The organism is Aminobacter sp. MET-1, assembly GCF_026521175.1.
Lineage (GTDB): Bacteria > Pseudomonadota > Alphaproteobacteria > Rhizobiales > Rhizobiaceae > Aminobacter.
The window spans coordinates 91628-112969 of record NZ_JAMSHL010000005.1 but is presented as its reverse complement, the minus strand read 5'-3'; the positions used below and the strand labels follow the sequence as shown (position 1 = coordinate 112969).

At 63.0% G+C, this 21342-nt stretch carries 21 protein-coding genes; 16 read left to right on the top strand and 5 right to left on the bottom strand.

Annotated features, from left to right (window positions below; genetic code table 11):
* Positions 1–32: 32 nt before the first annotated feature.
* From NDO48_RS09205 to NDO48_RS09160, 10 genes are all read left to right on the top strand, one after another.
* On the top strand, positions 33–608 hold the full coding sequence (locus tag NDO48_RS09205) for a DUF4893 domain-containing protein (protein ID WP_018428380.1): 576 nt from the start codon (positions 33–35) through the stop codon (positions 606–608).
* A gap of 153 nt (positions 609–761) precedes the next feature.
* The gene (locus NDO48_RS09200) at positions 762–1409 is read left to right on the top strand and encodes an exopolysaccharide biosynthesis protein (RefSeq protein ID WP_040456767.1); all 648 of its coding nucleotides are present in this window, start codon (positions 762–764) and stop codon (positions 1407–1409) included.
* Positions 1410–1414: 5 nt separating this feature from the next.
* Positions 1415–2182 carry a formyl transferase gene (locus NDO48_RS09195; protein WP_018428382.1) on the top strand — a complete coding sequence of 256 codons (768 nt, stop codon included), beginning with the start codon at positions 1415–1417 and terminating at the stop codon, positions 2180–2182.
* Between the two features lie 134 nt (positions 2183–2316).
* A complete protein-coding gene (locus NDO48_RS09190) occupies positions 2317–2619 on the top strand; it encodes a virulence factor (RefSeq protein ID WP_018428383.1) in 303 nt (100 codons plus the stop codon).
* Positions 2612–3220: a methylenetetrahydrofolate reductase C-terminal domain-containing protein gene (locus tag NDO48_RS09185; protein WP_018428384.1), complete on the top strand. Its 609-nt coding sequence runs from the start codon at positions 2612–2614 to the stop codon at positions 3218–3220. Before NDO48_RS09190 ends, NDO48_RS09185 begins: the two co-directional genes overlap by 8 nt.
* Positions 3217–4317 (top strand): methylenetetrahydrofolate reductase, encoded by a 1101-nt coding sequence (locus tag NDO48_RS09180; RefSeq protein WP_018428385.1) that lies wholly within the window; start codon positions 3217–3219, stop codon positions 4315–4317. The genes NDO48_RS09185 and NDO48_RS09180 overlap by 4 nt, the downstream gene beginning before the upstream one ends.
* A gap of 75 nt (positions 4318–4392) precedes the next feature.
* A complete protein-coding gene (locus NDO48_RS09175; protein ID WP_018428386.1) occupies positions 4393–5361 on the top strand; it encodes a methyltetrahydrofolate cobalamin methyltransferase in 969 nt (322 codons plus the stop codon).
* Between the two features lie 174 nt (positions 5362–5535).
* On the top strand, positions 5536–7641 hold the full coding sequence (locus NDO48_RS09170; RefSeq protein ID WP_026227279.1) for an ASKHA domain-containing protein: 2106 nt from the start codon (positions 5536–5538) through the stop codon (positions 7639–7641).
* Positions 7642–8215: 574 nt separating this feature from the next.
* Positions 8216–8518, top strand: coding sequence for a hypothetical protein (locus NDO48_RS09165; RefSeq protein WP_157632740.1), 303 nt, complete (start codon positions 8216–8218; stop codon positions 8516–8518).
* 155 nt (positions 8519–8673) lie between these two features.
* Positions 8674–8856, top strand: coding sequence for a hypothetical protein (locus NDO48_RS09160; protein ID WP_018428390.1), 183 nt, complete (start codon positions 8674–8676; stop codon positions 8854–8856).
* Between the two features lie 6 nt (positions 8857–8862).
* Here the strand turns inward: NDO48_RS09160 and NDO48_RS09155 are convergent, their stop codons facing one another.
* Both NDO48_RS09155 and NDO48_RS09150 read right to left on the bottom strand, forming a co-directional pair.
* On the bottom strand, positions 8863–9189 hold the full coding sequence (locus tag NDO48_RS09155; RefSeq protein WP_018428391.1) for a Dabb family protein: 327 nt from the start codon (positions 9187–9189) through the stop codon (positions 8863–8865).
* 117 nt (positions 9190–9306) lie between these two features.
* Positions 9307–10206: a LysR substrate-binding domain-containing protein gene (locus NDO48_RS09150; RefSeq protein WP_018428392.1), complete on the bottom strand. Its 900-nt coding sequence runs from the start codon at positions 10204–10206 to the stop codon at positions 9307–9309.
* Positions 10207–10443: 237 nt separating this feature from the next.
* Between NDO48_RS09150 and NDO48_RS09145 the strand changes: the two genes are divergently transcribed.
* From NDO48_RS09145 to NDO48_RS09135, 3 genes are all read left to right on the top strand, one after another.
* Positions 10444–10623 carry a hypothetical protein gene (locus NDO48_RS09145; RefSeq protein ID WP_018428393.1) on the top strand — a complete coding sequence of 60 codons (180 nt, stop codon included), beginning with the start codon at positions 10444–10446 and terminating at the stop codon, positions 10621–10623.
* 200 nt (positions 10624–10823) lie between these two features.
* On the top strand, positions 10824–10964 hold the full coding sequence (locus NDO48_RS09140; protein WP_018428394.1) for a hypothetical protein: 141 nt from the start codon (positions 10824–10826) through the stop codon (positions 10962–10964).
* 331 nt (positions 10965–11295) lie between these two features.
* Complete coding sequence (locus NDO48_RS09135) at positions 11296–12234, top strand: GlxA family transcriptional regulator (RefSeq protein ID WP_416377193.1); 939 nt, start codon at positions 11296–11298, stop codon at positions 12232–12234.
* A 25-nt stretch (positions 12235–12259) separates the two neighbouring features.
* Here the strand turns inward: NDO48_RS09135 and NDO48_RS09130 are convergent, their stop codons facing one another.
* Positions 12260–13120, bottom strand: coding sequence for a DUF1194 domain-containing protein (locus NDO48_RS09130; protein ID WP_018428396.1), 861 nt, complete (start codon positions 13118–13120; stop codon positions 12260–12262).
* Between the two features lie 109 nt (positions 13121–13229).
* A complete protein-coding gene (locus tag NDO48_RS09125; RefSeq protein WP_018428397.1) occupies positions 13230–15791 on the bottom strand; it encodes a GcvT family protein in 2562 nt (853 codons plus the stop codon).
* 210 nt (positions 15792–16001) lie between these two features.
* Between NDO48_RS09125 and NDO48_RS09120 the strand changes: the two genes are divergently transcribed.
* The 3 genes from NDO48_RS09120 to NDO48_RS09110 all read left to right on the top strand — a co-directional run bounded on the left by NDO48_RS09120 (position 16002) and on the right by NDO48_RS09110 (position 19853).
* Positions 16002–17120, top strand: a complete 1119-nt coding sequence (locus tag NDO48_RS09120; RefSeq protein ID WP_157632741.1) for a GNAT family N-acetyltransferase — start codon at positions 16002–16004, stop codon at positions 17118–17120.
* 19 nt (positions 17121–17139) lie between these two features.
* The gene (locus NDO48_RS09115; protein WP_018428399.1) at positions 17140–18024 is read left to right on the top strand and encodes a hypothetical protein; all 885 of its coding nucleotides are present in this window, start codon (positions 17140–17142) and stop codon (positions 18022–18024) included.
* 86 nt (positions 18025–18110) lie between these two features.
* Positions 18111–19853: a hypothetical protein gene (locus NDO48_RS09110; protein ID WP_026227281.1), complete on the top strand. Its 1743-nt coding sequence runs from the start codon at positions 18111–18113 to the stop codon at positions 19851–19853.
* A 64-nt stretch (positions 19854–19917) separates the two neighbouring features.
* On the opposite strand, the gene NDO48_RS09105 is transcribed toward NDO48_RS09110, so the two are convergent.
* Positions 19918–21330 carry an aspartate aminotransferase family protein gene (locus tag NDO48_RS09105; protein WP_245262325.1) on the bottom strand — a complete coding sequence of 471 codons (1413 nt, stop codon included), beginning with the start codon at positions 21328–21330 and terminating at the stop codon, positions 19918–19920.
* Positions 21331–21342: the final 12 nt, after the last annotated feature.

Below are 21342 nucleotides of genomic sequence, written 5' to 3'. Positions count from 1 at the left end.
CAACAGGAACAGGCACGTTCGGGAGAGGTCCGATGCTCGTTCGCAAATTGACGCTTGCAGCACTCCTGCTGGTATCGTCAGGCGTTGCCCACGCCGACGGCGTGGTCCAGAAGCTGATTACGCCGGCAGACAAGGCCAAGCTCGAGAAATACGACGCCACCCGCAAAGAGGCGCTCGACGAGGCCAAGGGTGGCCTCAAGCGTGAGGTGGATGTTCTCGCCACAATCGTTGCCAAAAAACCTCAGCCGTTCTCCGATTTCGACATGACCGGAAACTGGCAGTGCCGCACCATCAAGGCCGGGGGCATCGGTCCGCTCGTCGTCTACGACTGGTTCAAGTGCAAGGTCACCGACGACGGATCGGGCTGGATGCTCGAGAAGATTTCGGGCTCGCAGCGTACCAGGGGGCGCTTCTACACCGACAGTGATACGCGGCTGATCTATCTCGGTTCGGGTTATGTGTCGGGGGAAAAGCCCAAGGCCTATGGCCGCGGACAGAAAACCGACCAGGTCGGCTACGCCTTCCGCACCGGCCCGGCTGAATGGCGCCTGGAGCTCCCTGCCCCGTATTACGAATCCAAGCTGGATATTCTCGAATTCCGCCGCTGACGTTGCAATCGGCGCAAGCCGACATCACATTGCAGCGTTCAAGGCAACCTTCCGGCGTCATCAAGGATTAACCTCGCCGTCGCACACTGCGACCGGGGACGACGTGCCGGCAAACAACGTCGCAGACAGGCAAAAGGACTTATGGAGCAGGGCTTGAACGGGGAGCAAGGTCAAGGAGGCGAAACCGCCCCAAGGCGCCGTCGTGGCCGCCGACTGTCCTCGATCTTCGCCGAACTCGCCCACAACGCAAAAGGCGACATCTCCATCGGCGACATCAGGGATACGCTCGGCAAACGCAGCTTCGCGCCGCTTCTTGTCCTGTTTGCCGCTTTCAATCTTCTCCCCCTGCCGCCGGGCGCTTCGGCCATCCTCGGACTGCCCTTGCTCATCGTCGCCGCCCAGATGGCCTTCGGCAGCAATCAAGCCTGGCTGCCTGCCTTCATCACCAAACGCTCGCTGTCGGCCGAACAGTTTCGCAACGTTACCGACTGGGTCATTCCGCGTCTGATCCGCCTCGAAGAGGTGGTGCGCCCGCGCTACTGGCCGTTCTGGCGCAGGCGTGGCGACCGCGTCATCGGCATCATCGCCCTTATCCTGTCGGTCTCGATCACGCTGCCCATACCGTTGGGCAACTGGCTGCCGGCCTTTGCCACCGCCCTTCTGGGGCTCGCACTTTCAGAGCGCGACGGCATCCTTTTTGCCGTCGGCAGCGTCGTGGGCGTCGCTTCGCTGGTGGTGGTCGGTGCGGTCGTCGGCGGTGCCGGCTTTGCCACCCACGCATTTCTCGCCTGGCTGGGGTAGCCTGAATGAGCCGCGGACCGATCGTCTTCGTCACCGAAGGCGGCCCACATATTTGGGCGATCGCCAACAGCCTCGTCGACCGTTTCGGCCCCATCACCGTCATCCAGGAAACACCCTACTCCAAACGCGACCTGCTCATGCGCCGGGCCAGGAAACTCGGCTGGATGAACGTCGCTGGCCAATTGGGCACCATGGTGCTGGTCCGCCTGGGTAAGAGCCTGTTTGGGGGCAGCATCCGGCACATCGTCGAGGCGGAGGGCCTACAACCAGAGCCGCGGCCCGGCCAGGAAATCATCGACGTCGCCTCGGCCAACAGCCCGGAAGTTCTTGAAATCGTCGACAGGCTGAAGCCCTCAGTGGTGTTTCTCGCCGGATGCCGGTTGCTGTCGGAGACGACCCTGGCCGCCATCCCCTGCCCGGTTCTCAACTACCACGCCGGCATCAATCCCAAATATCGCGGCATGAACGGCGGCTATTGGGCGCTTGCTTCGGGCGACGCTGGAAATTTCGGCTCGACCGTCCACCTTGTCGACGCGGGCGTCGACACGGGCGGCGTGCTCTATCACGCTCGGGGAAAGCCTGAAAAAGGCGACACGATCTCAACCTATCCCCTGCGCCAGGCGGCGTTCTCGCGCGCCATTTGCGCCAGCGCCATCGACGATGCGCTGTCAGGCAGATTGAACCCGGTCGAGACCGGATTGCCGTCCCGGCAATGGTACCATCCGACCATCTGGCAGTACCTTTGGACCGGCATTCGTCGCGGTGTCTGGTAGCGCCGCAGCAACGTCCCCTGCATATCTCTTTGCGACACCTCGCCGCGTCGCTTTTGAAGGCGCGCGCGTCGTCCCATAACAAGCGGCACCCCACCGGTTGCGGCAATGCTCGACACACTGAAAGCGAGACCGAAATGGCCGATCTGATCATCGTCTACTGGCGCGACATCCCTGCACAGGTGATCGTCAAGAAGGGTCGGCAGAACGCCAAGCGCGAACTGCCGCTGCGCTTCACCGAAGCAATCGACATGTGCGCGATGCGGACAGGCGCCGGCGACACCGACGCCTATCTGGCCGAATGGCGCAAGGCGGATCCGATTCCCGTCGGCGACGACCTCGAAGCCGAGGCAGACAGGGCAATGGCCGACATCGACGCAAAATTCACCAGGGAGCGGCTGGTCGCTCTCGTCAAGGCAGGCGGCAAGGAAGATGGTTGATACCCAGCCGACATCGAGCGCGACACCTCATTCCGGCGCCACCCAGGCGACGCTGGTCAAGAAAGCCGCGCCCAAGAGCGACTACAAGCCGGCCGACGTGTCGCCGCAGCGCCGCGTACAGCGCACATTTGCAGTGCGCCTATGGTCGATCCGCCATTCGCGCATGCTGGAGTGGTTCTACAGCCGTTTCGCCGATGCATTCCTGACGCTTCACCCGCTGTGGAAGAAGATCGGCTACGGCCGCGTCGAAGCGCCGGTCAAGTTCGTCGAAAAGCACGTCAAAGGCTTCATGTTCGACTGCCGCATGTGCGGTCAGTGCGTGCTGTCCTCGACTGGCATGTCGTGTCCGATGAACTGCCCCAAGCAGCTGCGCAACGGCCCTTGCGGCGGCGTGCGCGCCAACGGCAATTGCGAGGTCGAGCCCGACATGCCCTGCGTCTGGGTCAAGGCCTGGGAAGGCTCGCGCAACATGGCCAAGGGCGACGCCATCCTCAACGTCCAGAAGCCGGTCGACCAATCGCTGCGCGAAACCTCGGCCTGGCTCAGAGTGACGGCGCAGGCAGCGGCCGCACGCGAAACCGCAAGCAAGGAAGTCGCATGACCCCGCCGCGCCCACGCCAGATCGACGAGCATCCCGATGGCATCGACCTGCCGCTGGACGCCCTGCCCGGCCATTCCTCGCGCGGACGCCTGGAGCGCGTGCTCCGCCGCGGCGAGTTCGCGGTGACGACCGAGCTCAACCCGCCCGACAGCGCCGACCCCGAGGACGTCTACAACCGCGCCAGGATTTTCGACGGCTGGGTCGATGGCATCAACGCTGTCGATGCCTCTGGTGCAAACTGCCACATGTCGTCGGTCGGCATCTGTGCTCTTCTGACCCGCATGGGCTACGCACCGATCATGCAGATCGCCTGCCGCGACAAGAACCGCATCGCCATCCAGGGCGACGTGCTGGGTGCCGCCGCCATGGGCGTGGCCAACATCCTGTGCCTCACCGGCGACGGCGTGCAGGCCGGCGACCAGCCGGGCGCCAAGCCCGTATTCGACCTCGATTCGATGTCGCTGCTCGAAACCGTTCGCATCATGCGCGACAACGGCAAGTTCCTCTCCGGCCGCAAGCTCACCACGCCGCCACAGGTCTTCCTGGGCGCTGCCGTCAATCCCTTCGCTCCGCCTTTCGATTTCCGCCCGATCCATTTGGGCAAGAAGATCGCCGCCGGCGCACAGTTCGTGCAGACACAATATTGCTTCGACGTGCCGATGTTCCGCACCTTCATGGAGCGGGCACGCGACCTCGGCCACACCGAAAAGGTCTTCATCCTCTGCGGCGTCGGCCCCCTGGCTTCCGCCAAGACGGCCAAGTGGATCCGCTCCAACGTACCGGGAATCCACATTCCCGATTCCATCATCACGCGGCTCGAAGGCGCTCAGGACCAGAAGAAAGAAGGCAAGCAGATCTGCATCGACATCATCAACGAGGTGAAGGAAATCTCGGGCGTATCGGGCATCCATGTGATGGCCTATCGCCAGGAGGAATATGTCGCCGAGATCGTCGATGAATCAGGCGTGCTCAAGGGCCGCCGCCCATGGGTCCGCGAGCCCCGCGCCGACGACCGGCTCGTCGCCGACAGGCTCGAACACATACTGCATGACGATGTCACCGAATCCCAGGTCGACATGGTCAAGACTGCACACTGAACAAGGGTGCCTGACCGGCGCTTGAACGAGACCAGATAACGATATAAAGAAATCTTTATATCCCACGGAGGATTTATGACCCGCACTATCGTTGCTTCGGCGACCCGCGAAATCGTCATCGGTTTCGACCAGCCCTTCTGCGTCATCGGCGAACGCATCAACCCGACCGGCCGCAAGAAGCTGGCCGCGGAAATGGTCGCCGGCAATTTCGAGACGGTCATCAAGGACGCGCTCGAACAGGCCGCCTGCGGCGCAACGATGCTCGACATCAATGCCGGCGTGACGGCGGTCGACCCGAACGCCACTGAACCGGCGCTGCTGGTGCAGACGCTGGAGATCGTCCAGAATCTCGTCGACCTGCCACTGGCGATCGACAGCTCGGTGTCTGCCGCCATCGAAGCCGCGCTCAAGGTCGCCAAGGGCCGTCCGTTGGTCAACTCCGTCACCGGCGAGGAAGAAAAGCTCGAGGCCATCCTGCCGCTGGTCAAGAAGTACAACGTGCCCGTGGTTGCCATCTCCAACGACGAGACCGGCATTTCGATGGACCCTGACGTCCGTTTCGCCGTCGCCAAGAAGATCGTCGAGCGTTGCGCCGATTTCGGCATTCCCGCCCATGACGTCGTCGTCGACCCGCTGGTCATGCCGATCGGCGCGCTTGGCGACGCCGGTCGCCAGGTTTTTGCCCTGCTGCGCCGCCTGCGTGAGGAGCTCAAGGTCAATACCACCTGCGGCCTGTCCAACATCTCCTTCGGCCTGCCGCACCGCCACGGCATCAACGCCGCCTTCATCCCGATGGTCATCGGCGCTGGCATGACCTCGGCGATCATGAACCCGGTTCGCCCCCAGGAAATGGAAGCGGTGCGCGGTGCCAACGTGCTCAACGGCACCGACGAGCACTGCACCAACTGGATCAAGACCTACAAGGACTACAAGCCGGGCGAACACACAGCGCCGGCCCCCGTTGCCGTCACCTCGCCGGCTGACGGCGCTGCCGCCGGCGGTCGCCGCCGCGGTGGCCGCGAAGCTCGCATGGCAAGGGGATAACCAGCCTATCGTGAACAGGAACGCCGCGCATAATCCTGGTCGCGCTCCCGCTGCAGGGGAGCCACAGGACGCGGCGTCTCGGAATTTTCCTTCTCCCCGGTTCCGGGGAGAAGGTGCCGGATTGCGGATCGTGGACAGCCCGATCGCATGGCCGGTGCAGACTGGAGCATTGCCATGAATTCGCCCGCCAACATCACCGATCCGCTGGTTCTCTTCATGCCCTCGGGCAAGCGCGGACGGTTCCCGGTGGGAACGCCGGTTCTCGACGCGGCGCGCCAGCTTGGCGTCTATGTCGAGAGCGTCTGCGGCGGACGTGCGACCTGCGGGCGCTGCCAGATCGAGGTGCAGGAAGGCAATTTCGCCAAGCATAAGATCGTCTCGTCCAACGACCATATCTCGCCCAAGGGTCCCAAGGAGGAGCGCTACGAACGCGTCCGCGGCCTGCCCGAAGGACGCCGTCTGTCATGCTCGGCCATGATCATGGGCGACCTCGTCATCGACGTGCCCCAGGACACCGTCATCAATGCCCAGGTGGTGCGCAAAGCTGCCACCGACCGCGTCATCGAGCGCAACGCCGCTGTCCAGCTCTGCTATGTCGAGCTGGAAGAGCCGGACATGCACAAGCCGCTCGGCGATCTCGACCGGCTGAAGGTCGCGCTGGAAAAGGACTGGGGCTGGAAAGACCTGCTGGTTGCCCCCCATCTCATCCCCCAGGTCCAGAAGATCCTGCGCACCAAGCTGCCCGATCAGCCGGAAGTCAGCCCCGGCAAATGGGGCGTCACCGCCGTCGTCCACCGCGACATGGATTCGTCGCGGCCCTTCATCATCGGCCTCTACCCCGGCCTCAAGAACGAGGCCTACGGCATCGCCTGCGACATCGGCTCGACCACCATCGCCATGCATCTGGTGTCGCTGCTGTCTGGGCGCATCGCTGCGTCCTCGGGCACGTCGAACCCGCAGATCCGCTTCGGCGAAGACCTGATGAGCCGTGTCTCCTACGTGATGATGAACCCGGACGGACGCGAGGCCATGACCAAGGCCGTTCGCGAGGCGGTCAACTCGCTGATCGGCAAGGTCTGCGAGGAAGGCAATGTCGATCGTCACGACATTTTCGACTGCGTCTTCGTCGCCAACCCGATCATGCATCATTTGTTCCTCGGCATCGACCCGACGGAACTCGGCCAGGCGCCCTTCGCACTCGCCGTGTCGGGTGCCCTGCAGTTCTGGGCGCATGAGATCGGCATCGAGGTATCTCAGGGCGCGCGCCTCTACACGCTGCCCTGCATCGCCGGCCATGTCGGCGCCGACGCCGCCGGCGCCACCTTGTCGGAAGGCCCGTATCGCCAGGACAAGATGATGCTGCTCGTCGATGTCGGCACCAATGCCGAGATCGTATTGGGCAACAACAAGCGCGTCGTTGCTGCCTCGTCGCCGACCGGTCCTGCCTTCGAGGGTGCGGAGATTTCCTCCGGCCAACGTGCTGCCCCCGGCGCCATCGAACGCGTCCGCATCGACCCGGAAACGCTGGAGCCGCGCTACCACGTGATCGGCACCGAGCAGTGGTCGGACGAGGAAGGTTTCGACGAAGCCTCCTGGAAGACCGGCGTCACAGGTATCTGCGGTTCGGCGATCATCGAGGTCGTGGCCGAAATGTATCTCACCGGGATCATTTCGGAAGACGGCGTCATCGACGGCGCGCTCGCCGCCAAGAGCCCGCGCATCATCGCCAACGGCCGCACCTTCTCCTACCTGCTGCGCGAAGGCCGCCAAGGTGAGCCGCGCATCACCGTCACCCAGAACGACGTGCGCGCCATCCAGCTCGCCAAGGCAGCACTTTATGCCGGCGTGAAGCTCCTGATGGAGAAGCAGGGCGTCGAGACGGTGGACACCATTCGCTTCGCCGGCGCCTTCGGCTCCTTCATCGACCCGAAATACGCCATGGTGCTCGGCCTGATCCCCGACTGCGACCTGTCGGAGGTCAAGGCCGTCGGCAACGCCGCCGGCACCGGCGCGCTGATGGCCCTGCTCAACCGCAACCATCGCCGCGAGATCGAGCAGGAAGTCGGCCGCATCGAAAAGATCGAGACCGCGCTGGAACCGCACTTTCAGCAGCTCTTCATCAACGCCATGGCGCTGCCCAACAAGGTCGATCCGTTCCCCAAGCTGTCCGAGCAGGTCAAGCTGCCGCCACGCAAGGCGATCGTCGAAGGCGATGCGGACGCGGCCACTCCGCGCCGCCGCTCGCGCGAGGAGCGCGCCGCCCGCCGCACACGAGACTGACATGCCACCCCATCCTTGCATCGCCAGGTGAGGCACCCTGCCTCACCTGGGCAGCCATTTTGTGCTAGGATGACGCGTTTCGGGCGTGTTTCCGCAAGGTAACCTTTCGACTTGCGGTTGCCGTCCGAACGAAATCGATACGAAACAAGATCGAAATAGCTTCCACGCGTCGAACCGCCTGATGCGGAGCCTGTCTTCACATCGGCATGAGGATGAAAGGAAGACACCATGTCGATCATGAGTTCGATCGGCCGCTATGGTGCGGTCATCCGGAAGGCGCGACGCGATGCCAGGTCGGTCCGCGATCTCAACAGCCTCCCGCCAGAGATTCAGAAGGACATCGGCTGGCCTGTCGAACAGGATATCAGGTCGAGAAAGCTCCGTTCGAGCATCTTCCCAGGGCACTGACAGAGCCTTGGCCAACGGGCGCGTGTTTCAGAGAAACACCCATTTTGAAACAGAAACGCGCCTTGACGATATCAAACTGAAACAAAACCGAATGTAAGATTGCATCGGCCGGCAGCGTATCCAGTCTCGCGTAGCGTTGCCGGCCCATCATTCCCAGGAGGCGTTCATGTCGATCATCGGTGAGTTCCATCAGTTCGGAGCCGTGCTTCGCAACGTCGGCCGCGACAGCCATGTCGAAAGGATGATGGACGGCCTGCCGCATGAGTTGCAGGTCGAACTCGGCTGGATCGACGGTCCCAATCCACACGGAACGGGCACGGCCGGACAGCTGCACAAATACGGGCGCGTGGCGCTGTTGATGAACAAGCTGCCGCTCGACATCCAGATCGAGCTGGGCTGGCCCGTGGGTCCGCTCGCCTCGATGAACAACGTCATTTCCTTCGACCGGCGGAAACTGCGCTGCGCATGACCTTCGCCGCAAAGGTCCGCATGCTTGACTTCCGTCGAAGCAGCGCCGGCCGGTCTGCCCTGGCCGACCGGCGACTGCTCAGCCTGCTCAAGACTTCACCTCAGTCACGCTGATCCCCCCGCTAAAGCGTCGGCGCCATCAAACTGGAAGGCACGATGCCTCTTTTCGACGACTTCAACCGCCTTGGCGCTCGCTACAGGCGGGCGCGAAGCGCACGCCGCACGGTGCGCATCATGAATGCGCTGCCACCGGAAATCCAACGCGACCTCGATTGGAACCCACCGCCATCGGTGATGGCCAAGGTGTTTCACTGGATGACGGGGGCCATGCGCCGCTGAACTGCCTCACTCGATCTTCATGTCGAAGCAGAACACGCCATCGAGCCCGCCATCGACAGCGGCCAGCAACCGCTCGATGATCGGCGGATGCTCGGGGTGCCTGGTGTAGGCGTCCTGGGCCTTGGCATCGCGAAAATCGAGAATGAAGCCTTCGTCGAACCCCCAGGCCAGGCGTTCGGCATTGACGTTGGCACCAAACGCAGCGCTCTCGAGACCGTCGATCTTCACCTGCAGGCCGCGCAACGCCGCATAGATCGAATCCCGTTCGGCCTGCGGCACCGCCGGCTGGAATTTGACGAACACGCAATGCCTGATCATCTCGCCACCGACCATCGCTGCCCTCTCAACTATAGGTATAGGGCACCTTGCGGCGGCGGCGAGCGGTACGAAGGACGGCGCGAAAATATCGCACCTTGCCCGGCAAGGTGCCGAGCCGAGAAGCTTGCGGCCTCAGAATTTGCCGGTGAGATTGAACGTCTCGAATGCAGCACGGATATGCTCGGCTGCAGCCTTGACCGGTGCGCTCGCCTCCGGCGCCACGATCATCGCCAGGCTGTAGTTGCCGATCTCCGGCATGCCGTCCTTGGATCCGAGTTCCACCATCTCGTGCCCGAGGAACGACTTTGGCAGCGGTGCGACCGCAAGGTCGGCGAGGATGGCCGCGCGCTGGCCGGCCGTATGCGCGCTCATATAGGCAACGCGATAGTTGCGGCCCTCACGCCCCAGCGCCTCGAGCGCCCCTGCCCGCCAGGCGCAGCCCTCTTCCCAGATCGACACCGGCAGCGGCTCGCGCATATGGGCACAACCACCCTTGGCGCCGGCCCAGACGATCGGCTCGGTCAGCAGCACTTCCGCGCCTGCTGCAACCGCCTTGCAGGAATTGGTGAGAAGCGTGATGTCGAGCGCCCGGTCGTCCATGCGGCGGCGCAGGTTGACGCTCTGGTCGATGATCACGTCGACAGCGATCGACGGGTGGGTCTCGGCAAAGCGCTTCAGCACATGCGGCAGCACGCGCTCGCCGAAATCGTCAGGCGAGCCCAGGCGGACGACGCCGACGATGTCGGGAATGATGAATTTCGACACTGCCTCGCGATTGATGGCCAGCATGCGCCGGGCATAACCGAGCAGCATCTCACCGTCAGTGGTCAGCGCCACCGAGCGCGCGTCGCGCAGGAAGACCGAGCGGCCGAGAATGTCCTCGAGCTTCTTGATCTGCATAGAGACGGCCGACGGGGTCCGGTACACCGCGTTCGCGGCGGTGGTGAAGCTGCCAGTTTCGGCAATCGCCACGAAGGTGCGCAGCACGTCGAGATCGAGCAGCGGCAGCGGATGGTTGAGTGGCGCGTTCATTAGATGGTCCTTCAATATTTCTGATCGAAGACATCATTTCATTTCGTTTGATTGAACATGATCCGTCAGCGATAGTCAACACCATCGAAGCGACGGCCATTGGCCCACCCAACGGTCCGCAACGACAATGCCCGGCAAAGAATGCGCGATCCGCGCAAACGGCAGAAACCACGCGGTGCCCACCGGGCGAGCACCTCAGGCCGGCCTTGAACCGGCTCGGCAGGAAAGGAAACCGCAATGTCTATTCTTTCGACGATCGGCCGCATCGCCACCGAGTTCAATGCGGCCCGCACCCGCTACCACACCGAACGCCAGATTCGCTCCTTGCCCTTCGAACTCCAGAAGGACATCGGCTGGCCGGAAACCTATGAATCGAAGACCGGCTACCGCGTTGGCCACGCCGGCGAAGCCATCTGAACAAGGTACGCCTGATCTGCCGGCCAACGAAAGATCAGGTTCCTTGAAGATGTCGCAAGCGGTGTCGCATTTACGGCGCACCGCTTCGCTTTCCCGCCATACCGCGCGCGATACAATCACTATATCCGCCTCACCAAACCGAGATGCCCCACTCCAGCGCGCGAAGGCACCCGTGTAACCCTGGTGCATGGAGACGTGTCATGAAGCTTTTCGCCCGCCTGTTCCGCATCCGCCGCGACGCCTCGCTGTCGACCGCCATGGAGCGCCAGCGCCTCGCCAGGACCATGCCTGGCCAGACCGCAGCCATCGCCGCCAACCGGCTTGGCATGCTCGTCGGCTGAGCCGGTTCGCGCTGGGCGTAGCCGTCCGGCGACGCGCACAGGACATGATCTGAGGTGGCCGCGCCTTCCGCTACGTGAAGGCGCGACCGCAGTGCCCTCGCAACTTCGGGCACCGTGGCGACACGCCCACCGACTGCCCTGACGGCAGCCATGTCGCAGACAAAATTTTAGCGACAGCTTCAACCCCATTGACAGCAAGGGAATTTGCTGTTGACGCTATGCTATTCGCGACATGGTCGTGTAGCTTCCTGGCTAGCGTGAGGGTTCCTTGAACGCCATCAGACATCCGATCAAAAGATCGCTTGTGTTCTTCCTTGTTCCCGATTTTACCATGGTCGCCTTTGCGACAGCCCTAGACCCGCTGCGCATCGCCAATCGCATGCTCGGCTACGAGGCCTACAAGTGGCGGCTGGCCAGCCTCGACGGCAAGGCCGTGCCTGCTTCCAACGGCGTCGAATGCGCCGTCAACACCTCGCTCGAGGACGAGCGCAAGAAGATGGCAGGGCCTGAGCGCCCGTCCATGGTCATCGTCTGCACCGGCATCAACGTCGAAACCTATTCCAACAAGTCGGTCTTTGCCTGGCTGCGGGAGGAATACAATCGCGGCGTCGCCGTCGGCGGCCTCTGCACCGGCGCCTATGTGCTGGCCAATGCCGGCCTGCTCTCCAACAAGCGTTGCGCCATCCATTGGGAAAACCTGCCGGGCTTCTCGGAAGCCTTCCCCAAGGCCAATGTCTATGCCGATCTCTTCGAGGTCGACCAGAACGTCTACACCTGCGCCGGCGGCACCGCCGCCCTCGACATGATGCTCAAGCTCATCGGCGACGATTTCGACGACAACCTCGTCAACCGCATCTGCGAGCAGGTGCTGACCGACCGGGTCCGCAGTCCCACCGACCGCCAGCGCCTGCCGCTCAGGGCACGTCTCGGCGTGCAGAACTCCAAGGTTTTGACCATCATCGAATTGATGGAGGCCAACCTTTCCGAGCCGCTGTCGCTGATCGAGATCGCCGACCATGTCGGCCTGTCCCGGCGCCAGATCGAGCGCCTGTTCCGCACCGAGATGGGCCGCTCCCCTGCCCGCTATTATCTCGAGATCAGGCTCGACCGCGCCCGGCACCTGCTGATCCAGTCGTCGATGCCGGTGGTCGAGGTGGCAGTCGCCTGCGGTTTCGTCTCGGCGTCGCACTTCTCCAAGTGCTATCGCGAGCTTTATGCCCGCTCGCCGCAGCAGGAACGTGTCGACCGCAAGCAGCTGATCGCTGCCTGAGTGACGTTACCAGTGGCAGGATCGATCAGCGATCCTGCCACATCCACGAGCGGTCTCGCCACAGCTTCTCGCCCACCAGGCAGTCGAATTTGGGCTTTGCCTGGGCAAGCACGACAGGTGGATGGGCAGCCTCTTCCGCGGCTCTCAACGACGACGCAGGTCCGGCCAGCTCCATCACCAGCTTGCGACGGATCGCCTCCGGGAATTGCGACCAGTCGTTGACCGGGATCATGAACGCACCCGGCCCGCCGATGACGCAGTCGGCATAATAGCGGTCGAGTTCGGCAACATCGTAGGCGCTGCCGAAGCTGCTGTTGGTCATCAGCGGCAGCCCGTTGATGACGATGCCCTGCGCCACCAGGCCGTCGCGGATCAACTCGACGGGTGCGCCCTGGTTGTTGGGGCCGTCGCCGGAGATGTCGATCACCCGCTTCATGCCGCGATAGCCGCTCTCGGCAAACAGGTCGCCGCCGAATTCGAGCGCCGCCGAAATAGACGTGCGACGGGCGCTGTTCGGCGGGTTCGCAGTGAGTTGCTGCACCACCCGTTCGGCATCGGCGCGATTGGCGATGATCGTCCACGGCACGACAACCACCTGCGAGGTGGTGCCCGCCCATTCGACATAGGTCACCGCAATCTTGCCGTAGGCGCCCTCGGCAATGGCGTCCAGCACATGCTTGTGCGTCAGCGCGGCAGCATAGCCATGGCGCTGGATCTCGAGTTCGTCGGGCGACATGGAAAGCGAAACGTCGACGGCAAGCACGAGCTCGACATCGACCTGGTCTGCCGCGCGGGCCTGATCTGCCACGCGGGATTGAGGCACCAGCCCAAGCATCAGCGCCAAGGTGGCGCCGCCTGCAAGAAGAGCTTTGGCCGCAGCAGACATTACCGGAGCGTAAGCGAGAATCGCCCGTGCCAAAAGAAAAGCCCGGCAAAAAAGCCGGGCTCTTCATTCACATTTTTGCGAAGTTCGATCGTTCTACTTGGCCACGCCATTAGCTGCGCGGCTTGAGGTTCTCCGGGTCGTAGAGCGGCTTGTAGCCGACGCCTGCGACCTCGACCGGATAGGTCTCGCCGAAATACTCGACATTGAGCTTGCGGCCCTCCTGGGCGTAGGCGTGCGGCAGGTAGGCCAGCGCGATGTTCTTGCCGATGGTCGGGCCGAAAGCGATCGAGGTCGTGTAGGAGCGACGGCCGAGTTCGTCGATGAGCACGGCACCCGTCTCCGGGTCCATGACCGGCAACGTGCCGACAGGATAGCGCTTGATGCCTGATTTGTCGGTGTTTTCGGTCATGACCAGCGTGCACAGCATGGCGGGCTGGTGGGGCCTGGTCTTATACTCCAGGTGCTTGGCCTTGCCGCGGAAATCGGCGTCCTTGACCTTTGGACGGGCAAGGTCGGCTTCGATCAGGTTGTACTGGGTGAGAAGGTCGGCGTTCTGCAAACGCAGGCTCTTTTCCATGCGCCGCGAATTGGCGTAGGTCTCGACGCCGAAGGCCATGACGCCAGTCGAGCGCAATGCGTCCCAGACGGCCAGGCCGTCCTCGTACTTCATGTGAAGTTCCCAGCCCTGCTCGCCGACATAGGAGATGCGGAAGGCAGTGACCGGCTTGCCGGCGATCTCGATCTGCTTGATCGCGGCGAAGGCGAAGTTTTCCTGGTCGAGACCGGCAGGATCGGCAACCACCTTCTTCAGCGTCTCGCGGGCATTCGGGCCCCAGATGCCGATGGTGATGAACTTTTCCGAGGTGTCGGTAATGGTGACGTCAAGGCCACGATCCTCGGCAACGCGCTTCATGTAGTGGAAGTCGCGCGGGCCGGCGTCGGCACCATTCACCAGGCGACAGCGATCGGCCATGCGGAAGACGGTGAAGTCGGCGCGCACCATGCCCTCGTCATCGAGGAAGTGGGTGTATACGCCCTTGCCGACATTGCCGTCGCCGCCGATCTTGGCGGCGCAGAGCCATTCCAAGAGCTCGACATGGTCAGGGCCTTCGATGTCGACCATGTGGAAATGGCTGAGATTGACGATGCCGCAATCCTCGCTCATCGCCAGATGCTCGGCGTTGGAAACGCGCCAGAAATGCCTGGAGTCCCACTCGTTTTCACGAACCGGCACGCGGTTGCCGTACTTTTCCAGCAGGTGCTCATTGGCCTTGTAGCCATGCGCACGCTCCCAGCCGCCGAGCTCCATGAAATAGCCGCCAAGTTCCTTTTCGCGCTCATGGAACGGCGAACGCTTGACGTTGCGGCCGGTGGCATAGGGTTCGCGAGTGTGCACGGCCGGGAAGTAGATCTTCTGGGCCGCCTCGAAGGTGCGGCCTTCGATGAACTTCTCTTCCAGCTGATGTGGGTAGAAGCGCGCATAGTCGATCGAGTTGTGGTCGATCTCGGTGCGGCCGTCGGTCATCCAGTCGGCGATCAGCTTGCCGTAGCCGGGGCCGTCCTTGACCCAGATGGCGACGCAGTACCAGAGACCGCGCACCTTCTGGCTCTCGCCGCAGGAGGGACCGCCGGCGGCAGAAACCTGAAGCAGGCCGTTGAAGGAGTGGCTTTCGTTGTAGCCGATCTCGCCGAGGATCGGCGTCAGCTCCATGGCGCGCTCGAGCGGCTCCATGATCTGTTCCATGTCGAGGTCGCGTTGCGACGGCGACAGGCGCGCCTCGTGCTTTTCGAGGATGTCGCGCGGGTGGCAGAGGCGCGGATTGGTGGTCTCGTAGTAGCCCCACTCGATCTGGCCACCCTCCGTCGTCTTGGGGTCGCCGGTGTCGCGCATATAGGCGGAATTGCCCTGGTCGCGCAGCAGCGGGAAGCCGATCTCCTTGCCGGTGCCTTCGAACTCGTTGTACGGGCCGAAGAAGGTGAGCGGATGGTCGACAGGCATGACCGGCAGGTCCTCGCCGACCATTTCGGCGATCAGGCGGCCCCAGATGCCGGCGCAGACGATGACATGGTCCGCCATGATGGTGCCGCGATGGGTGACGACGCCCTTGATGCGCCCCTTCTCGACGATGAGCGACGTCGCCGGCGTGTTGCCGAAGACCTTGAGCTTGCCGGACTTTTCGGCGGCATCGACAAGCTTGCCCGCAACCGTCTGCGAGCGCGGGATGACGAGGCCGGCGTCGGGATCGAACATACCGCCCATGACCTGATCTTCCTCGATCAGCGGGAACATTTCCTTGATCTCGGAGGGCGAGACATAATGCGCACGCGTACCGAACGCCTTGGCGGAAGAAAGCTTGCGCTTGATCTCCTCCATCCAGGTATCGTCGCCGGTGCGCGCGACCTCGAGGCCGCCGATGCGGGCGTAGTGACCCATCTTCTCGTAGAAATCGATGGAATACTGGGTCGTCCAGACGCTGAGATAATCGTGGCTGGTCGTGTAGCAGAAGTCCGACGCATGCGCCGTCGAGCCGATATCGGTGGGCACGCCCGACTTGTCGATGCCGACGATGTCGTCCCAGCCACGCTCGATCAGATGATGGGCGATGGAAGCGCCCACGATACCGCCAAGCCCGATGATGACGACCTTCGCCTTGTTCGGAAACTCTGCCATTTCCCACGACTCCGAGATGATATTGCGCGCACACTATAGTGCGCATCAGGGCGAGTGCAGCCTGTTTGCGACATTGCCACAAGGCCGCGCGACCTCGAATAAATTGCCGACGCGCAACTTCCTGAAAAACGTGTCCGCGCCGTTAACTGCACGTTTGTAGTGCATTTGCTAACAAACGCGCACAAGGGGGCGGGGTGTGAATTGCAGAACGTGGCTGAAGCCCACAATGTTGGGCCGATAAAGGACAGGCTGCGCGAAATTGTCGTCGGCCAGGAGCCCAGTTTCGACTTCGGCGCGGCCGAATATGCAAACCTGTTTGCGTCGTCCGGCACGACGGCGTTCCAGCACCCGACCTGGCTGGACGCCTTCTACGGCAGGCTTTGTCCGTATCGCGGCGCCGAGAAGATCGTGGTCACGGCACGCTCGGCTGCGACCGGTGCGCTGCTCCTTGTCCTGCCTCTGATCCGCAGGCGTCACTCGGGCGTCGTCCTGCTCGAAAGCTGCGACCTTGGCGTCAGCGACTACGCTGCACCGGTGGCGACGTCTGCATTGATGGCCTACGTTTCGCTGAAGCCGGCGATCGCAGCCGCACTTCCCGCCTTCGACCTGATGCGGATACGTCCGATCCGCCAGGAACATGTCGGACAATGGACGTCCCTGCTTGGCGGGCAGGCGCAGCCACTCGGCTTTTCCGCGCACGCCGCAGAACTGGGTCCGAGTTTCACCGTCTGGCGGGAGAATGCGCTCGACGACAGCTTTCGCCGCATGCTCGACCGCAAGAAGAGGCGCTTCCTGAAACAGCCCGGCGCCAAGGTGAGGCGCCTCGACGAGCCGGACGCCGTCCGCAACGCCATGACCCAGCTTGCCCGCCTGCGTAGCGGACGCTTCGCCGGCGACATGATCCAGACGGCGGAAGTCGAAGCCTTCTACACCGAGGTCGCGGCCGCTGGGCTGGCCGACCGCTACGCCAGCCTCTATGAGATCGCGACCGACGACGGCGGCTTCGGCTATGCCTTCGGCATCGCCCATGCGGGGCGTTTCAACTACCTGCTCATCGGCTGCGACTATGCCGGCCAGGGACGGAATTCGCCTGGTTTGATCCTCTATGACCAGATGATCGAGGACTGGATCGCAAGGGGCGGGAAAATCTACGATTTCACCATCGGCGATGAACCGTTCAAAAGGCAGTTTGGCACGCGCCCGACCGAAATGTGGACGGTGACCGCGAACGCCACCTGGCGCGGCAGGCTGGCGGCGTCGGGTTTTGCCCTGCGCGAACGCATCCGCGCCTGGCGCGACCGCAGCGACGCTCCGGATACTTCAGAATAGCAGGGTATTGGGGGGACTTATGCAGCAGGATTTTCTTGAGAATTCGATGATTGTCGGCGCGCATCCCGACGACGAGTTGCTGTGGTTCAACTCGATCCTCAAGGATGTAGACGAGGTCGTCATCGTCTACCGCGAGTTCTGGGCCCAGCCCGGGCTCGGCACCGCCCGCAGTGCTGCAATCGCCGAGTTCCCGCACGCCAACGTCACCTGCCTCGACATCGACGAGTCGGGCGCCTATGGCTGCGCCAACTGGGCCGCCCCCGTCCTGACCGACTACGGCATCGGCTTCAGCCTCGAAGCCAATCGCCGCGAGATGACGCGGCTGGCGCGCAAGTCGGTCGGCGCGCTCCCGGCCGTCAAGCTCCAGCGCGTCGCCACCGCCAGCGTCGCGGCCGCCTACGAGGCCAACTTCAGGCTGCTGTGCGAGCGCCTGGAACCGCGCCTCAGGCCCGATATGAACGTCTTCACCCACAATCCCTGGGGCGAGTATGGTCACGAAGAGCATATCCAGGTGTTCCGGGCGTTGAGCCTTTTGCGCGACAAGATCGGCTTCAAGCTGTGGATGTCGAACTATTGCACGGAGCGCGCCTTGCCGCTGGCGATGCGCCATTTCGCTGCGGCCCCCGGCCCCTACATCAGGTTGCCCACCAACAAGGCCTATGCCGAGCAGGTCGCCAACGTCTACCGCAAGCACAAGTGCTGGACCTGGGCCGACGATTGGGCCTGGTTCGACGAGGAGTGCTTCATGGAGGCACCGCGGCAGTCGGTCCAGACCACGGCGCACCACCACCTCTTTCCGCTCAATTTCTTCACCATCGACGGCATCGAGCGTTCGAAGAACTGGTTGCCCCTGGCCGTCGGCATGTCGGCCGCCCTCGCCTTCACCCTCGCCGAGGCCATCTAGGACAGCGGCCACTTAACGCTTTCCTCGCCAATTGCCTGCTATTTGCTAGGCAATTGGCCTTCCTGCGGCACAGGCAGCAGATGAACATGACATTTTCCGCATCCGAGGCATCCAGGCAGGGCGGCTTCGCCGCGGCCATCAAAAGCCCGCTGTTCCTGCTAGGGCTGGCGCTTGTTGCTGTCTGCGTGTTGCTGGCGCTGCCGCTGGCCGCCCCCATCGGCCCGATGTACTGGGATGTCTTCATCTATTACGACGCGGCCAACCGCATCTTCGACGGCCAGGTGCCTGCCAACGACTTCTTCACGCCGGTCGGGCCGCTTGGCTACTACCTCTTTGCCGGTTGGCTGTGGCTCTTTCCGAACGCCCAGCCGACGCTGATCGCGCACTGGTCGCTGCTTGCCGCCACAGCACCTTTGATGGCGCTGGTGCTGTGGGATGTCGGCAAGCGCTCGCGCGGCCTGGGCTTTGCCCTGCTCGTACCATTCCTGGTCTTTGCGCTGCTGCCGTTCAACACGCGCGAGTTTTACCCCTTCCCGGGATCCGACGCCTTCGGCATCTACAACAGGCAGGTCTGCCAGGTTCTGTATGTGCTGGTCGCGGCACTCGTGTTCGTGTGCAACAGGCAGCTGCTCGTCATCCTCATAACCTTGTCGATGACGGCCCTGTTCTTCCTCAAGATCACCGGCTTTGCCGCCGGCGGCGTCATTGCCCTCTACGCCTTTCTGGCTGGACGGGTGCAGTTCAGGCATGCGGTTGCTTCGGCCTTGGCGTTCCTTGCAGTCATCGGCGCCCTGCAACTCTACAATGGCATCGTTGGCACCTATCTGGCCGACATCCTGCGCCTGGTGGACAAGAACGCCGGTACGCTGCTGCCCCGCTTCCTGCAGGCAGCCTCCATCAACTTCGGCGCGGTCCTTGCCACCACATCGCTGGCATTGCTGCTGCTGTGGTCGGATCGTCGCGAAATCGCCGCCCAGTTCGCGGCCCAGCGCGAGACCTCGACCATCAGCGCGCTATCGGACCTGCTCGATCATCATGGCTTCTGGCTGCTGGCGGTGCTGTTTGCAGGCATCCTGTTCGAGACCCAGAATACCGGCAGCCAGGCCTTCATCTTCCTCTGGCCTGCCGTGCTCGCGGCACTGGCGGCACGCATCCGGCCAGGCGCAGGCTCGCCGCTCCGCCTTGGCATCGTCGTGCTGGCTGCGGCCACCATTGTGCCAGCCGTGCTCGGCGTCACGGAAAGAGCCGCGCGGGCCTACATCGGCGCGGTCAAGAACGAGCGATTGAAGCAGCGCAATCTCGGCCCGCTTGGTGCTGTCAACATGCGCAGCGAGGTCGCGGTTCGCGTCGACCACATGCAGCGCTTCTATCCGGCACACCGCTCGCTCTACGAAGACCTGACGGCGGCCGACGAACTCGCGACGCCGATGCTCTATTCCGACTACGACTTCCAGATCGGCTATCTGATCTCGGTCGACGACGCCATCGATGCGATCCGCGAGCTCGAAAGCGACAAGGGCGTCCATTTCGAAACGCTGATGTCGCTGAACTTCGTCAATCCCTTCCCATGGCTGATGAACCGCTCGGCACCCTTGCAGATCGCCATCGGCGCCGACCCGATGCGCGCCGTACCTGATCTGACGCTGGATGAAACCAAGGCTGTGTCCGAGACAGACCTCGTGCTCTTGCCGACCTGCCCGCCGACCACGGCCAACGCCATGCTTTACGATCATTACAAGGATGCGCTGACCCAGCATCGCCGCATCCGGCTCGACGATTGCTACGACGCCTTCGTCAATCCCAAATTCCTCGGCGCTCTCGACAAGTAAGGCCCCGAAAACAAGAAAGCCGGGGTGTGAGCCCCGGCTTTCGGCTGTCGTCATCTGGCTCGGGTCACTTGACCTGGCTCTTCACGAAATCCTTGACGATCGAAACGATGCCGCGGCCGAGCAGGTCGTCGAGCGCGGCAATCAGCACGTCGACGTCGGCGGGGCTGCACACCAGTGGCGGCAGCAGGCGCACGACATTGCGATTGTATTCGGTGAAGGCCACCAGCACGTCGTAATCGCGCAGCAAAAGCGCACCGACAAAGCCCGACAGCGAGCCCTTGAGCTTGTCATCGAGCATGCTCACGACAGGACGCAGAACCATCGGCAGCGTCTGCGAGAAGTCGTGGAACTCGAGCCCGACCATCAGGCCCTTGCCGCGTACGTCCTTGATGATCTTGGGATACTTCGCCTGAAGCTCCTGCAGGCGCGCCAGCAGGTAGTCGCCGGTGCTCGCCGAATTCTCGATCAGATGCTCGTCATAGAGCACATTCAGGGTTTCGATGGCCGTGATGCAGCCTTCGCCGATTCCGCCGAAGGTCGCCATGGCATGGATCATCGCCGTCTTGGGCGTGCCATAGGCCTTCATGTAGACGTCCCGGCGGGCGATCATCGCCGCCATCGCCGCCTTGCCGCCGCCGAGCGACTTGGCGACCGCAGTGATGTCGGGCACGACACCATAATGCTCGAAGGCATAGAAGCGCCCCGAACGACCGACGCCGCACTGCACCTCGTCGGCGACCCAGATCACGCTGTACTTGTCGCACAGCGCGCGAAGCTTCTGCCAATATTCTGATGGAGCCTGGTTGATGCCGCCGCCGCCCTGGATGGTCTCCAGCACGATCGCGCCGATTGCCGGATCCGAGCGGAACAGGCGCTCGACCGCATCGATATCGCCGAACGGCACGCGCGCGGTGTTGTCGGTCAGCTTGAATTCGCCGCGATAGAGTGCGCCGTCCGTGATCGTCAGCACGCCCTTGGTCTTTCCGTGGAAGGAATTCTCGGCATAGACGATCTTCGGACGTGCCGGCCCGGCCGCGCGCTCGGCCAGCTTGACCGCTGCCTCCATCGCCTCCGAACCGGATGAGCCGAAAAACACCATGTCGAGATCGCCCGGCGAAATCTGCGCCAGATTGTAGGCCAGCGCCGAGGCATATTGCGACATGAAGGCGATGCCGATCTCGTGGCGCTTCTCGTCCTGGAAGCGCTTGCGCGCCTCGATGACGCGCGGATGGTTGTGACCGAGCGCAAGCGAGCCGAAACCGCCGAAGAAGTCGAGGATCTTGCGGCCGTTCTGGTCGACATAGTGCATGCCTTCGGCACGCTCGATCTTGATCTTGTGGAAGCCGAGCAGCTTCATGAAATGCAACTGGCCCGGGTTCAGATGCGCCTTGAACAGGTCCGTCATCTTGACGACGTCGAGCGCCTTGGCGTCCTCGACCGTCATCAGCTTCGGCTTGGCGAGCGCGGCTATCGGCATGGCCGGAGCCAC